This is a genomic window from Verrucosispora sp. NA02020, from assembly GCF_013364215.1.
Lineage (GTDB): Bacteria > Actinomycetota > Actinomycetes > Mycobacteriales > Micromonosporaceae > Micromonospora.
This window is the reverse complement of the sequence record NZ_CP054923.1, coordinates 1452776-1465548: the sequence shown is the minus strand read 5'-3', so window position 1 is coordinate 1465548 and position 12773 is coordinate 1452776. Positions and strand designations below refer to the sequence as shown.

Genomic DNA, 12773 nt, shown 5'->3' with positions numbered 1-12773 from the left:
CCATGACGACGGCGACGAGCGCGGTGATCGCCTTCGACGCACTGCGGACGGACCCGGCGGCGTACAGCCTGCTCGCGGTCGAGCTGCCCGAGCCGTTGCGGTTCGGGCAGTCCCCGGCGCAGGACCTCGACCTGCTGCGGCTGCTCCGTGCGGTCACCAGCCACGCGGTGCGGCTGCGGTGGACGCTGAGCGGTCGTCCGTCGTTCCCGCTGCACACCTACTCGCACCTGTTGCCACCGTGCCTCGGCGTGAAGCTGGACGACGTCACCCACACGGTGGCGTGGGCGCGGGACTACCGCTACGGGTCGTTCTACTACCGCCGGGGGCCCGGGATCGTCACGATCAAGGACGTCCGGCCCGGCCAGCCGGCCTCGCGGATGGTCATCGAGGACGGTGCCGACCGGTTCGAAATTCTCGCCGAGTCGGCGGACGGCCGCCCGGAGGCCGACGACGCGGAGCTGGTCGCTGACGCGGTCGAGGCAGGTCTGGCCGTCGAAGCCGACGGCCGCACGCTCGTACTCCCGTTCCGGATGCGGCACTGGCCGGTGCCATACCTGGCGGTCTGATCAGACCAGGCCGCGCCGCGCGGCATGGACACCGGCCTGGAATCGGGTGTTGGCGTCGAGCCGGTGCATCATGTCGGACACCCGCCGGGCAAAGGTCCGCCGGCTCATGTGCAACGTCGCCGCGGCCTGGTCGTCGGTGAGTCCCTCGCCGAGCGCGCGGATCAGCTCCTCGCCCTCGTCGACCCGGGCGGTCGTGGTGCGGGCGGCCCGGGTGCGCTGCACCGCGGTGTCCCACATCAGGCCGAACACCGTGGCCATCGAGTCACCCATCACCACGCTACGGATCCGCGTGAGCCGGCCGTTGCACGGGTTCACCGGATCCTGGTGGGGCAGATAGACCACGGCCCGGTCCCGCACCACGAGGAAGTAGGGCAGGTCCACCGGGGCCGGCAGGGCGATCCCGTCCCGGGCGAGGGCGGCCACCGGCTCGGCCGGCGACTCCCGGCCGGGCGTGAAGAGCAGGCGGACCGTCAGGTTGCGGGCCCGTAGCTCGCCGAACACCTCCGCCGGCAGCGGCATCTGACCGGGTACGGGCGCCACGACCAGGAGTTCGGTCCGGGTGAGGTCGGTCAACTCGGCGCTGAGCAGCAGGGCGCTGATGTCGGCGCTGAGTACGCGCCGATCCTGATAAGCAGCCCGCTGGACGAGGTTTCTATCAGTAATGGTGGAACGGACGGGTATTGAGCTTGGGCTATCGTATATCACCTTATATGCCCATCGATAACGGCACGCGTCACCGACCGACCATCGGCCGGCACGGTCCTGCTGCATTTCCACCGGACCACGGAGAGTGAAAGTCGGACCCTCCGCCGCCCATTCAGAGCGGGTGTCGGACGCCGCGCGACCGGACGATGATCACAGCTCCCACTGCCGGATCACCTCCCAGCCGTCGAGTCGCTCGGCGGCCCGTACACAAAGATCAGCCAGACTCAGTTCGGCGGATCTCATGTCACAGATAGCGACATAGGCCCCTATCCACATCAAACCCGCTCGTTCTATAACCTTGACGTGTTCGACCCGATCGCCGTCCACACGACAGCCGAGAATCAGGTCCCTTAGCCGTTCGGGCGTCAGCGGCGTCCGTGCCGTCGTCACCGGAATGAGCGTTACGGCTGACAGCTGCACGTTTCCATCCAATGTGTCGTAGACATCCCCCCGCCAACACACCCCCACGTTCAGCGAACGGCATCCGCGACCTAGCGCAGCGGCATTCCCCAGGAGTACCCGGCGGTCGGCCCGTCGGTTTTGGGAACCCGGTCTCCGAGCACCGGAGCGGAGGCGCTGACCACGAGAGCCAGGGCGGCAAGGGCGAACTTCATGCGACGAGACATACGGCGTCTTTCCTTCCCGAATCAGGCAACCTGCCTAACGGTTTCCCCGATTACCGCGTCGGCGAAGCCAGTCTCTTGCGACGCCCGGATACGGTCAACAAGATCGAAGTGACGGGATCGCGCCAGGCGGGTTCACGTCAGCGTGGCAGGATCTTGCCAGCCGTCTTTGCCATCTGACAATCTCTTTCCCGGCACGCCACCGGTCAGGCACGGAGTACTAGTGGAAGGGAGCAGCGTGTTCAGCACCCTGGGCATATCGACCACCGCAGAGGCCGTTTACATGACCATGTTGCGCCAGTCGACCTGGGGGGTCGCCGAGATCGCCGAGTCCCTACGCATCGACGCGCGGCAGGTGCACGACGCACTCGACGAGCTGATCGAACTCGCTCTGGTCCGCGAGTCGCCCGTCAGCCCTGGCAAGATCACGCCGACCAGTCCCAAGGTCGGTCTCGCGGCGCTGCTCGCCCGCGCCAAGGCGGACATCGCCCAACAGCAGTACGAGATCGAGGCGACCCAGGCGGCCATCGACGCGCTCTCCGAGGCGCACCACGTCGACCAGCCCGACCAGCAGGACCAACTGATCCAGATCGTGCAGCTCGACTCGGTGCGCCAACGCCTCCAGCAACTCGCCCGGCTGACGCAGGTGGAGTGCCTCTCGTTCAACCCGGGCGGGGCGCACCGGCCGGACGCGATGGCCGCCAGCAAGCCGGTCAACCAGGAGGCCCTGGAGCGGGGCGTGACCATCAAGTCGATCTATCAGGAGAGTTTCCGGAACGACCCGGACACGCTGGCCTACGCCCGCTGGTTCAACAACCTCGGCGGCGAGACCCGCTGCCTGCCGGTGGTGCTGTTCCAGATGATCATCGTGGACCGTCGGATCGCCCTGTTGCCGGTCGACCCCACCGACGCCCGCAAGGGCGCCGTCGAGATCCACAACCCGGGCGTCACCGCCGCCCTCAGTGCGCTGTTCGACCACGCCTGGTCCACCGCGACACCGTTCGGCGCCGCCGCGAACGCCGACGAGAACGGGTTGGAACCGACCGAGCGGCAGTTGCTCCAACTCCTCGGTGACGGCTACACCGACGAGGCCACCGCCCGCAAACTCGGCCTGTCGGTCCGCACCGTGCAACGGATGATGTCCGACCTGACCACCCGGCTGGGCGCGGAGAGCCGTTTCCAGGCCGGCGCCAACGCGGTGCGGCAACGCTGGCTGTGATCCGGTCCGCGCCCCGCCCCGGGAGGTCCCGCGACGCGGGACCACGGGGCGAGGGCGCGGCGGGTCATACCGACGGTTCGCAGATGAACCAGTCGCCGTCCTCGCGGAGCATCGACACCAGCCGTGCCTGGGTGGTGCCGTCGGCGTAGCTGACGCTGACCCCGACCGTGCCGGTGGTCTTCCACGGCAGGCCGTTGACCCGCAGCTCACCGGTCATCTCGTGGGAGCTGGGCAGCCGCGCCTCGGCCGCCGAGGTGAACGCCTCCCGGGACTGGTCGGCGCGGACGTCGGCGCAGAGCGACCCGTACGCGTCGTCGAAGCGCCGCTCCTCCAACGCACGGTAGTAGTCGTCCACCACGTCCTTGGCGACACCACCACTGCGGGCCGTCAGGAACACGGCCGACCCCGCTCCGGCGAGCACCAGCAACACGACCGCACCGATCACCACCAGCAACACCGTCTTCCTGGTCTGTTCCGACTCCTGCTTCCTCATGCCGGCACTCCGCTCCGCGTCGTCCCCTGCTCCCTGCGACCGGCACCGCCCTGCGTGCCGCCCCCGGGCGCGTCTGCCTCGATGATCTGCTCACTCCGTTCGCTCGTGTCGGCGCCGAACACGGCGGTGGTCGCGCCGGCGGTCTCCGCGCCGTCGATCACCAACTCCTGCCCGGTCAGGAAGCTCGCCTCCGGGGAGGCGAGATAGTGGAACGCCGCCGCGATCTCGTCCGGTGACGCGTGCCGTCCGGCAGGGATCTTCGCGTTCACCTCGTCGAGCATCGCCGGCGTGTACTCGGCCAACTGCATCGGCGTGAGCACCGCACCCGGGCTGACGCAGGCGACCCGGATCCACGGGCTCAGCTCCAGGGCGAACGTGCGGCACAGCGCCACGATGCCGGCCTTGGTCGCGTTGTAGTCGGCGTAGAGCGGGTATCCGCGCGCGCCGTTGACCGATGCGGTGGCCAGCAGGACGCCGGCCCGCTGCCGCACCATCACCCGGGCCGCCGCCTGCCACAGTCCGAGCACGCCCAGCAGATTGACGTCGATGACGCGGCGCGCGTCGGCCTCGGACAGGTCCAGCACCCCGTGCCGCACGCTGATGCCGGCATTGGCGATCACCACGTCGATCGGGGCGGTCTCGGCGACCTGAGTGACCGCGTCGCGGACCGCCGACCAGTCCGCGACGTCGGTCTCGATCCACTGCACCGCCGGGTTCTGCGGATCGGCGGGGGCCTGCACGTCCAGGTTGAACACCCGGTCCCCGCCCGCGGCGAACCGTTGGGCCGTGGCCCAGCCGATGCCGCTGGAGGCACCGGAGATGATTACCGTCCGCATCGAACTCTCCCAGTTCTCGTTGGGTCGTGGTGGGCGCGGTGACCGCGCCCACCACCGGTGTTCCCGGTCAGACCAGCACCCGGCCGCCCGCCGGCGACCCGCTGCCCGACCGCAGGTTGCGGCTGACCGTCAACTTCTTGAGCCACCGATCGGTCCCGTCGTACCGGGCCCGGAACGACTTGCGGCCGTGCACCGCCTGGTAGTTGTCGACGATGAGCAGCGTGCCGTGCTCCACCACCACGTCGTGCTGGTGGGCGAGCAACTGCGAGTGCAGCGCGTCCAGCGCCCGCCGGGCGGCCGCGTCGTCGTCACCGCCCACGCACCGCATGAACGGCAGGTCGATCCGCAGGTACGGCCGGGACGGATCGCCGAACAGCACGGCGACCGGATCCGGGTCGTCCCGCATCCGCTCGACCAGCTTGAGGGCCGGATGGTCCGGCTGGCTCAGGGTGAGCTGACGGATGTGCTCGTCGTCGGGAAGGATGTGATAGCGCGGCTGCCGCAGCACCTCGACGTCGGCCGGGTCCAGGTCCAGTTCCCGGACCGACGCCACCGTGGTGGCCACCTTGTCCTCGTTGCGGACGCCGAACAGCAGCAGGTAGTCGCAGCGGCTCGGGTGGAAGGCGTCCTCGGTGTGGAACTCCAGCAACGCCTCGCTGCCGTGACCGTTCTGCCGCACCTCGTCACCGGCGATCGGCACGATGTTCTGGATGAGCCGCCCGCCCTGGAGGGTGGTCCAGGTGAACGGATCCCCCAGCGCCATGCCGCACAGCGCCATGAACACCTCGACCTCGGTGACGTGGCTGCCGCGCCGCTCGGCGTCCCAGTGCGTCGGCGTCGGCCCGACCTGCCCGTCGTCGACCGGGAAGCCGAGCACCGAGCAGGCCGCGGCCGGCTCGCCGTGCCGGAACTCGTCCAGGAACTCCCAGAGACCGGCCGGCAGGTGCCGCACCGCGTACCGGTGGCGGTCGTAGAAGTCCGGCTGCCGGGGGTCCACGTCGGGCGTCGCGCGTACGGTCTCGCTGATCGCGCGCAACGCCGTCAGATCGGCGTCGCTGAGCTGGTATCGGGGCCAGTCGGTGGTCACCGGGACGCTCCGGAGTCCGCCGCCATCGCCCGGGCGAGGCTCGCCGGCCGCATGTCCGCCCAGGTGATCTCGACGAAGGCGAGGCAGTCGTCGCGCCCGGCCGGGCCGTGCGCCACCGACCAGCCGTCGGGCACCGGGTTCGACTCGGGCCACAGGGAGTACTGCGCTTCGGCGTTGACCAGCACCAGGTATGTGCCGTCCGGCCGGTCGAACGGGTTGGACATCTCAGGCGCTCCTGGGGGCCGACGGGACCAGCTCGAAGAGGATCCCGGACGGAGGCGCGGCGACGTGACGCTCGCGGACCAGGTCCCACCCGGCTGCCTCGAACGCCTCCAACCACTCCTCCCGACTGGGGATGTAGACGCCCATCAGGGCGTGGATCAGCTCGAAGCCGAGGGTGAAGATGGTGGTCGTCTCCGGGCTGGCCGGACCCGGGGTACGGACCACGTCGCAGAGCATCAGTCGCTTGACGTTCGGGAACGCCCGGCGCAGGTTGGCCAGCCCGTCGACGCACCGCTGCATCGGCCAGAAGTCGTGGCCCATGAAGACGCAGGTCACCACCTCCACGTCGGCGAAGACCTCGGTGGGCTCCAGGGCCAGCACGTCACCCTGGACGATGTGGACGCGACCCTCCAGGCCCGCGTCGGCCACCGACTTCTCGGCCAGTTCCACCGAGCCCCGGGCGATGTCGACGCCGACCGCGCTCACCGACGGGTCGCGCTGGGCGATCCGGATCAGGCGCTGCCCGGAGCCGCAGCCGAGGTCGGCGATCACGGCGAAGTCGAGCCCGGTGACGATCTCGTCGAAGAGCGGCTCCACCTCGCTGTCGCCGATCAGCCGGGAGCCGATCGCCACGGCCCGCATGTCGCGGTGGTAGAAGTCGCCCGTCCGCTGTTCGGGTGCGGCGACGTCCGGGGCGATGGAGAACAGTTCGCCGCACCCCTTGACCACCCAGTAGAAGTAGCCCCGGGCGGCGTAGACGTCGGCGAAGCCCGGCCCGGTCCGGTACCGGTCCCCGTCGGCCTCGACCACCTTCGCCCAGACCAGCGTGTCCAGCAGCCCCCGGACCACGCCGTGGTCGAGGCGGTTGCCGGCGGCCGTGGCCACGTCCGTGCCGCCCTCGGCGTGCAACAGGTCGAGCAGGCCGATCTGGTGGCTGGCGGAGATCGCCGAGGTGACCACATAGGACGAGAAGAGGCTCGCGGCTGCTCCGACCGTGTACGAGGGAGCGTCCGCAGAATTAGTCTCGACGATGGTGTCGGTCATTGTTTCCTCCTTAGCGGATTTGTGGCGCCGCCGGAGACGACTCAGCCCACAACGCGTCCATCGTCTCGTGTGAGATGTGCCGTTCCAGATCGGTGGTGGCGGCGTAACCCATATTGATGATCGTCCGTACTCCCCCGGTGATCGGATAGACCCTGTGCAAGGTGGTGTCGGTGCGCATCAGATAGAGGTCACCGGGCACGAAGGAGGCCGAATAGGTCGGGCCGGCCAGGAAGGCCCGGTGGATCTCCGGGTTCTCCTTGTTCCACGTCGTCCCCGGCACGCACTGCACGAAGCCGCCGTGCTCGACCGCCGGGCACTCGATGATCCAGACCAGCGCGAAGGCGTAGTCGTCCCAGTGCCAGCCGTGCGTGTCCCCGCTCTCCTCGAGCCGGGTGATCACGTACTGCTCCGGCTCGTACGGGCAGGGCAGCACGGCTTCGCCGGCCACCTTCGAGAGCAGCGCGAGCAGGGCCTCGGACTGGTACACCGCCGGGATGACCGTGCTGCGCTCGGCCACCTCGTCCCGTCGCACGTTGCGCATCCGGCGCAGGGTGTTGCCGGTCGCGGCGAACCGCAGGTCGCGTCGGACACCGGCCTCGCCGACCAGGTTCAGCACCTCGGTCGCGACGGTCTCCTTCAACTCCTCCGGAACGACGAAGGACACTTTCGTGAAACCGAACTTCGCGAGGTGCTCACGTGCCTCGGTCAGCTGTTCCGAGCTGACCTCGTGCGCCGCGAGTTTCGCGAGGGGATCCACCACAGAAGCTTCCACAGTTACCTCCTATTCGCTTCTCTTACGCCGTTTTCGCCCATGCCCGAGCCACCGGCCGCGGCGCGGACAACGCACTTTCATCGCGTCGAACATGCGGAAGGAACACGGTCACGCCACGGTTGACCGGAAGAACTCGACGAGCAGGGCGTTGACGGCGTCCGGCCGTTCCAGATAACCGAAGTGCCCGCACCGGGCGACCTCGGTGAACCGGGCGCCGGGGATCGCCTCGGCGACCTCCCGACCGAGATGCGGCGGAGTCACCAGGTCGTCGGCGAAGCCGACCACCAGAGTGCCGTCCGTCGGCGGTGTGACGGCCCGGTACGCGTCGAGCCGGTCCGCCATCCGTTCCAGTTCGGTCTGGGCCTCGGCCACCTCCAGAGAGGGCGGGAAGAACTCCATCAGGTCCAGCCAGGAGCGGGCCTGCTTCTCGTCGTTGAGCGTGTGCGGGGACAGGCTCTGGATCAGCCGCCACACGGCGTACGCCTGCGGCGGCAGCGTCGCCTCCCCCAGCGCGATGGCCGCCTCCGCCGTGGCGAGCGCGCCCCGGAACGTGTCGGTCCGGCCCCGCGTCGCCATCAGCACCGCCTGCCGCACCAGGTCCGGCCGGGTGACCATCACCTCCTGCACCACGTGCGCGCCCATCGACGTGCCGACCAGCCGGGCCCGGCCGCCGCAGATTCGCTCGACCAGGGCGACGACGTCGCCGACGAGGTCTTCCACGGTCGGCTTCGCCGCGCCCGGCGGCACCGGCGCGACGCCACGGTTGTCGAAGGTGACGACCCGGTACCCGGCCGTCACCAGCGCCGGCACCTGGTGCAGCTGCCACACGCTGCCCGGGCTACCGGTCCCCATCACCAGGACGACGGGTTCCCCGGTGCCGCGCTCGGCATAGCTGATCTTCGTGCCGTTGGCCACGACGAGTGGCATGACTGACTCCCTCGCTCCTGGGTCAGGCCACCGGAAGGGACAGGTTCCGGACGTCCCGGGGCGGCCGGGTCGGCGACAGCGGCAGCGACCGCGTCCCGCCGACCACGGTGCGGCGGGGGCGGGGCATCGGGTCGACGTCGCTGTCGGAGACGCAGACGCTCATGACCCGGTGTCCCTCGAAGAAGAGCAGCCCGCGTTCCCGCAGTCCGGCCAGCCGCGCCTCCAGCACCTCGGCCAGATGCGGCAGCTCGGCGCCCAGCTTGTCCACCCGTACCGGCTTGTCGAGGTGCAGCAGCAGCTCGGTGTCGACCTCGTCGATCGGGTAGACCAGCTCCGCACCCGCGCGGGTGTCCCGGATCGTGGTGCCACCGGCGGTCCGGGTCAGGGTCAGCGCCGGGCCGCTGCCCGCCGCCCACGCCGAGTTCCACTGCCCGACCCGCTCGCGCAGCGGACGCAGCCAGGTCGCCGACGAGATCATGTAGTCGGAGACGTTCTGGTCGGCGAAGTAGTAGGCCACGTCGCGCAGGCCGTCGCGGTCGAACGGGTACGTCAGCCGGTAGTGGTCCACCGGTTCCAGGTCCAGCCCGTACTCGGCGGCGTTGTTGAAGTACGGGCTGAACCGGTCGAACCGCACCGGGAAGCAGCCCTGCGGCGGCGGCAGATGGGCCAGCAGCGGCAGGTCCTCGACGTAGCGCCGGTAGGTCTCCTCGGCCTCGCCGGGGAACCCGATCAGCAGGTTCCACACCGGGCTGATCCCGAGCCGCAGGCAGTTCTTCAGGAACTGGATGTTCTGGAACGACGACGTGCCCTTGCGCATCAGCTTGAGCGTCGGCGTCGCCATCGCCTCGATGCCCGGCTGGATCTCGTTCACCCCGGCGCGTTCCAGCACCGTCATGTCCTCGATGTCCAGGCCGACCTTCACCTCGTAGAAGATCGAGATGCCCTCGGGCGGATCGAGCTTCGGGAACACGTCGGTGAGGTAGTCCATCGGCATGATGTTGTCCGTGCAGCAGTACTTCTTCGCCCACGGCGCGTGCGAGAAGAGCCAGTCGAACTGCTTGAGCGCGTTCTCCGGTCGCATCGCCCGGTAGGCCATGGTCTGACCGTTGAGGCCGCAGAACGTGCAGTGTGCCCGCTCCCCCCACCAGCAGCCCCGCGAGGTCTCGAAGAACAGCATCGGCTCCGCCGCGGCGGCCGGTAGCTGCACCATCTGGTCGAACGACTCGCGGAACTCGGTGTAGTCGGGGTCGAAGTAGTCGTCGATGTCGGCGTTGGGGCCGATCCCCTTGCGGTAGCGGCTCTCCATCTGGTTCCGCCGGGTGACGACCCCACGGATCCGGTGCGCCCGCTCCAGGTCGTCGTCGAGCACGCTGCGCAGGAACTCGGGGAACGTGACCAGCGCCGGGCCGGAGAAGACGAAGTCGAGCTGCGGGCAGTTCTGCGCCAACGCCGCGCCCATCGGCGCCTCGCAGTTGGCGCCGCCGATCAGCGTGGTCACCGCCGGGTTGCGGTCCTTGACCATCCGGGCCGCCGCGAGGCTGGGCAGGTTCTGCGTGAACATCGAGCTGAAGCCGAGCAGGTCCGCCTCGTCGAGGCGGTACTTCTCCACCATGCCACGGAGGAAGTCCTTGAGACCCTCGCGCCGGCGCAGCACGGTACGCCGCAGGTCGGCCTTTGCCGGGCCGGTGAAGTAGCGGCTGAAGTACTCGTCCACGTTGTCCGGCAGCTCCGGGAAGGCGAGCTGCCGGAACATCCAGTCCCCCACCCCGGCGACGTGGAAGTCCATGTCCCCGGCGATGGCGTCGTACTCCTGCGCGCCGAAGTAGCGGACGAAGTCGTGGTTGAGGTAGCAGACCCGCACGTCGAAGTCGTCCGGGAAGTCCCGGCGGACCAACGCGGAGAGCTGACTGAGCGCGAACGACGGTCGACGCCGGTCGGCGAAGGGCATGTTGACGAGGACTAGCTGGCGCACGTGGACCCTTCCACGATCGAGGGCTGCCAGCGCGAGTACTGGCGCAACCCGTACAGCAGCGGGGTGTCGGCGGTGTACTGGACGTCGGAGACCTGGCCCACCACCAGCGCGTGGTCACCGACGACCCGGACGTCGGAGAGGGCGCAGGCGGCGAACCCGCAGGCGTCCTCCACCAGCCACGGCAACCGGTCGTCGCCTCGGGGCTGCCACCTCACCTGGTGGAAGCGGTCCGCCTGACCGGTGGCGAAGACCTCGGCGGCCCGCTGGCCCCCGGCGTGCAGCAGGTTGACCCCGAACCTCCCCCGGTCCTCGATGGCGGCCAGCGTGCGGCTGCCCACCTTGAGGCTGACCAGCAGCGTCGGCGGCTCCAGCGTGACGCTCATCAGCGACGAGCAGGTCAGCCCCCACGGCGCCCCCTCGCCGTCCACACTGGTCACCACCGCCACGCCGGTCGGGAAACCGCTCATGAAGGTCCGGCAGCCGTCGGCCAGCGACGGCTCGGACCCGGGACGCATCGGTACGACCGTCATCACCCCTCCGCCGCCGGTTGGATGGTGCTCAGGTACTCGTACGCGCTCGGCAGGGTGCTCACCAGCCGCTCCGCGTCGGCCCGGATCGCGGCCAGCTCGGCCGACGCGCGGGTGGGGTCGATGTGCGCCAGCGCCGGCCGGGGACTCTTCGGGGCGAGACCCATCCCGAGGCAGATCGTGATCCACGAGTAGACCTCGAACCCGTGGTAGTACGGGTAGATGGTGCTCTCGTCGAGCAGCCGCACGGCCGCGGTCTCCAGGCGCTCGGCCAGCCCGTCCGGAATCGCCCGGACCTTGGTCTCCCGCCAGTAGTCGGTGTCCTGCCGGGGCGAGGCGACGTAGTGCAGGACCAGGAACTCCTTGACCCCGTCGATCACCCGCGCGACCTTGTCGTTGTAGCCACGGATGAGCGTCTCGTCCCAGGTGTTGTCCGGGAAGTGCTTCACCAACTGCTCGATGGCGTGCTGGATGAAGAAGATGCCGGTGGACTCCAGCGGCTCGACGAAACCGCTGGAGAGGCCGACCGCGACGCAGTTGTTCACCCAGGACCGCTCGTTGCGACCGATCCGCATCCGGATGTGGTTGGCCTGCAGGTCGTCCTGACCGGGCGCGGCGAACTCGCGCAGCGTGCGCTCCGCCTCCTCCGGCTCGCAGAACTCGTCGGAGTAGACGTAGCCGGTGCCGATCCGGCCGTACAGCGGGATGGTCCAGATCCAGCCGGCGTCCTTGGCGGTGGCCCTGGTGTAGGGGGCGATCCCGTGCTCCGCCATGTCGCGGGGCACCCGCAGCGCCACCGCGCGGTTGTTCGGCAGCACGTCGGTGAAGGAGACGAACTTCTCCTTCAACGTCTGGTTGATCAGCAGGCCCCGGAAGCCGGTGCAGTCGACGAAGAGGTCACCGGTGACGTCGCCCTGGTCGCGGGTGGAGACGTGGGTGATCCAGCCGCGCTCGTCCTGCCCGACACCCACCACGTCGTCGACGACGTGCCGGACGCCCTGCGCGACACCGAGCTTGGTCAGGTAGCGGGCCATCAGCGCGGCGTCGAAGTGGTAGGCGTACGGGAACTGCGCCCGCTGCTCGTCCAGGGTGGAGCGGCCCAGCTCACCGTCGAGGCTCGCGGTGAACAGGCTGCCGTCGAGCATGCGCGGGGAGCGCTGCGCCTCGCAGAGGTACGGCGTGATGAACGAGCCCCGGTCGAAGCTCTCGGTCGGGTCGCCGAGGGCCAGGTTCCACTCCGCCGCGGTGAACCCGTCGGAGGTCCGCAGCCGCTCGAACGGGTGGAAGAAGTGGCTGCCGTCGCCGCGCCAGTTGTCGTACTTGATGGCCAGCTTGTAGGAGCCGCTGCACTGCGGCATCCACTCCCGCTCGTCCAGCCCCAGGTAGTCGAAGAAGTGCCGGATGGTGCTGAACGTCGCCTCGCCGACGCCGATCGTGCCGACCGCCGCCGACTCCACGAGGGTGACCGAGATCCGGTCCTGGAAGGCGGTCTTGAGGTAGGTGGCGGTCATCCAGCCGGCGGTCCCGCCACCGACGATGACAACGTCGCGGATCATCATGCCTGCGCTCCCTGGATCGCTTCCCGAACGGTCCGCACGCTGCGCGGCCGCATGTCCTTCCACACCCGGTCGATGTGGTCGAGGCACTCCTGACGGGTGCCGTCGGTGCCCTCGTCCTGCCAGCCCGGCGGGTTGGGCCGGTCCGACCACCACACCGAGTACTGCTCCTCGTGGTTGACCACGACCTTGAAACGGACGTCATCCGGCTGCGTCATCGGTGG

At 69.4% G+C, this 12773-nt stretch carries 15 protein-coding genes; 2 read left to right on the top strand and 13 right to left on the bottom strand.

Annotated elements, in window-relative coordinates:
* Positions 1 to 2: 2 nt before the first annotated feature.
* On the top strand, positions 3 to 566 hold the full coding sequence (locus HUT12_RS06335) for a DUF5825 family protein (protein ID WP_176092793.1): 564 nt from the start codon (positions 3 to 5) through the stop codon (positions 564 to 566).
* Here the strand turns inward: HUT12_RS06335 and HUT12_RS06330 are convergent, their stop codons facing one another.
* Positions 567 to 1271 carry a response regulator transcription factor gene (locus HUT12_RS06330; protein ID WP_176092792.1) on the bottom strand — a complete coding sequence of 235 codons (705 nt, stop codon included), beginning with the start codon at positions 1269 to 1271 and terminating at the stop codon, positions 567 to 569. It abuts the gene before it with no gap.
* A gap of 491 nt (positions 1272 to 1762) precedes the next feature.
* The gene (locus tag HUT12_RS33120) at positions 1763 to 1885 is read right to left on the bottom strand and encodes a hypothetical protein (RefSeq protein WP_255446594.1); all 123 of its coding nucleotides are present in this window, start codon (positions 1883 to 1885) and stop codon (positions 1763 to 1765) included.
* A 247-nt stretch (positions 1886 to 2132) separates the two neighbouring features.
* On the opposite strand from HUT12_RS33120, the gene HUT12_RS06325 reads away from it, so the two are divergent.
* Positions 2133 to 3113, top strand: coding sequence for a helix-turn-helix transcriptional regulator (locus tag HUT12_RS06325; protein ID WP_131051459.1), 981 nt, complete (start codon positions 2133 to 2135; stop codon positions 3111 to 3113).
* Positions 3114 to 3177: 64 nt separating this feature from the next.
* Here HUT12_RS06325 and HUT12_RS06320 read toward each other — a convergent pair whose 3' ends face one another.
* The 11 genes from HUT12_RS06320 to HUT12_RS06270 all read right to left on the bottom strand — a co-directional run bounded on the left by HUT12_RS06320 (position 3178) and on the right by HUT12_RS06270 (position 12767).
* Positions 3178 to 3606, bottom strand: coding sequence for a hypothetical protein (locus tag HUT12_RS06320; RefSeq protein ID WP_176092791.1), 429 nt, complete (start codon positions 3604 to 3606; stop codon positions 3178 to 3180).
* Positions 3603 to 4442, bottom strand: a complete 840-nt coding sequence (locus tag HUT12_RS06315; RefSeq protein ID WP_131051457.1) for an SDR family NAD(P)-dependent oxidoreductase — start codon at positions 4440 to 4442, stop codon at positions 3603 to 3605. Before HUT12_RS06315 ends, HUT12_RS06320 begins: the two co-directional genes overlap by 4 nt.
* Positions 4443 to 4509: 67 nt before the next feature.
* On the bottom strand, positions 4510 to 5529 hold the full coding sequence (gntD, locus tag HUT12_RS06310) for a guanitoxin biosynthesis L-enduracididine beta-hydroxylase GntD (RefSeq protein WP_176092790.1): 1020 nt from the start codon (positions 5527 to 5529) through the stop codon (positions 4510 to 4512).
* On the bottom strand, positions 5526 to 5753 hold the full coding sequence (locus tag HUT12_RS06305) for an MbtH family protein (protein ID WP_131051455.1): 228 nt from the start codon (positions 5751 to 5753) through the stop codon (positions 5526 to 5528). The genes gntD and HUT12_RS06305 overlap by 4 nt, the downstream gene beginning before the upstream one ends.
* A 1-nt stretch (position 5754) precedes the next feature.
* The gene (locus HUT12_RS06300; protein WP_176092789.1) at positions 5755 to 6795 is read right to left on the bottom strand and encodes a class I SAM-dependent methyltransferase; all 1041 of its coding nucleotides are present in this window, start codon (positions 6793 to 6795) and stop codon (positions 5755 to 5757) included.
* Positions 6796 to 6805: 10 nt separating this feature from the next.
* A complete protein-coding gene (locus HUT12_RS06295; RefSeq protein ID WP_176092788.1) occupies positions 6806 to 7567 on the bottom strand; it encodes a hypothetical protein in 762 nt (253 codons plus the stop codon).
* 108 nt (positions 7568 to 7675) lie between these two features.
* Positions 7676 to 8494, bottom strand: coding sequence for an alpha/beta fold hydrolase (locus tag HUT12_RS06290; RefSeq protein WP_176092787.1), 819 nt, complete (start codon positions 8492 to 8494; stop codon positions 7676 to 7678).
* Between the two features lie 22 nt (positions 8495 to 8516).
* Positions 8517 to 10466 carry a RiPP maturation radical SAM C-methyltransferase gene (locus HUT12_RS06285; RefSeq protein ID WP_176092786.1) on the bottom strand — a complete coding sequence of 650 codons (1950 nt, stop codon included), beginning with the start codon at positions 10464 to 10466 and terminating at the stop codon, positions 8517 to 8519.
* On the bottom strand, positions 10454 to 10996 hold the full coding sequence (locus HUT12_RS06280; protein ID WP_131051450.1) for a flavin reductase family protein: 543 nt from the start codon (positions 10994 to 10996) through the stop codon (positions 10454 to 10456). Before HUT12_RS06280 ends, HUT12_RS06285 begins: the two co-directional genes overlap by 13 nt.
* Positions 10996 to 12552 (bottom strand): tryptophan halogenase family protein, encoded by a 1557-nt coding sequence (locus tag HUT12_RS06275; protein ID WP_201272278.1) that lies wholly within the window; start codon positions 12550 to 12552, stop codon positions 10996 to 10998. The genes HUT12_RS06280 and HUT12_RS06275 overlap by 1 nt, the downstream gene beginning before the upstream one ends.
* Positions 12549 to 12767: an MbtH family protein gene (locus HUT12_RS06270; RefSeq protein WP_131051449.1), complete on the bottom strand. Its 219-nt coding sequence runs from the start codon at positions 12765 to 12767 to the stop codon at positions 12549 to 12551. Before HUT12_RS06270 ends, HUT12_RS06275 begins: the two co-directional genes overlap by 4 nt.
* Positions 12768 to 12773 lie beyond the last annotated feature (6 nt).

Excerpts from the sequence above, each read along its gene's own strand:
- HUT12_RS06335 (WP_176092793.1), top strand. The coding sequence starts at position 3 with ATGACGACGGCGACGAGCGCGGTGATCGCCTTCGACGCACTGCGGACG.
- HUT12_RS33120 (WP_255446594.1), bottom strand. The coding sequence starts at position 1,885 with ATGAAGTTCGCCCTTGCCGCCCTGGCTCTCGTGGTCAGCGCCTCCGCT.
- HUT12_RS06320 (WP_176092791.1), bottom strand. The coding sequence starts at position 3,606 with ATGAGGAAGCAGGAGTCGGAACAGACCAGGAAGACGGTGTTGCTGGTG.
- HUT12_RS06315 (WP_131051457.1), bottom strand. The coding sequence starts at position 4,442 with ATGCGGACGGTAATCATCTCCGGTGCCTCCAGCGGCATCGGCTGGGCC.
- HUT12_RS06305 (WP_131051455.1), bottom strand. The coding sequence starts at position 5,753 with ATGTCCAACCCGTTCGACCGGCCGGACGGCACATACCTGGTGCTGGTC.
- HUT12_RS06300 (WP_176092789.1), bottom strand. The coding sequence starts at position 6,795 with ATGACCGACACCATCGTCGAGACTAATTCTGCGGACGCTCCCTCGTAC.
- HUT12_RS06290 (WP_176092787.1), bottom strand. The coding sequence starts at position 8,494 with ATGCCACTCGTCGTGGCCAACGGCACGAAGATCAGCTATGCCGAGCGC.
- HUT12_RS06280 (WP_131051450.1), bottom strand. The coding sequence starts at position 10,996 with ATGACGGTCGTACCGATGCGTCCCGGGTCCGAGCCGTCGCTGGCCGAC.
- HUT12_RS06275 (WP_201272278.1), bottom strand. The coding sequence starts at position 12,552 with ATGATGATCCGCGACGTTGTCATCGTCGGTGGCGGGACCGCCGGCTGG.
- HUT12_RS06270 (WP_131051449.1), bottom strand. The coding sequence starts at position 12,767 with ATGACGCAGCCGGATGACGTCCGTTTCAAGGTCGTGGTCAACCACGAG.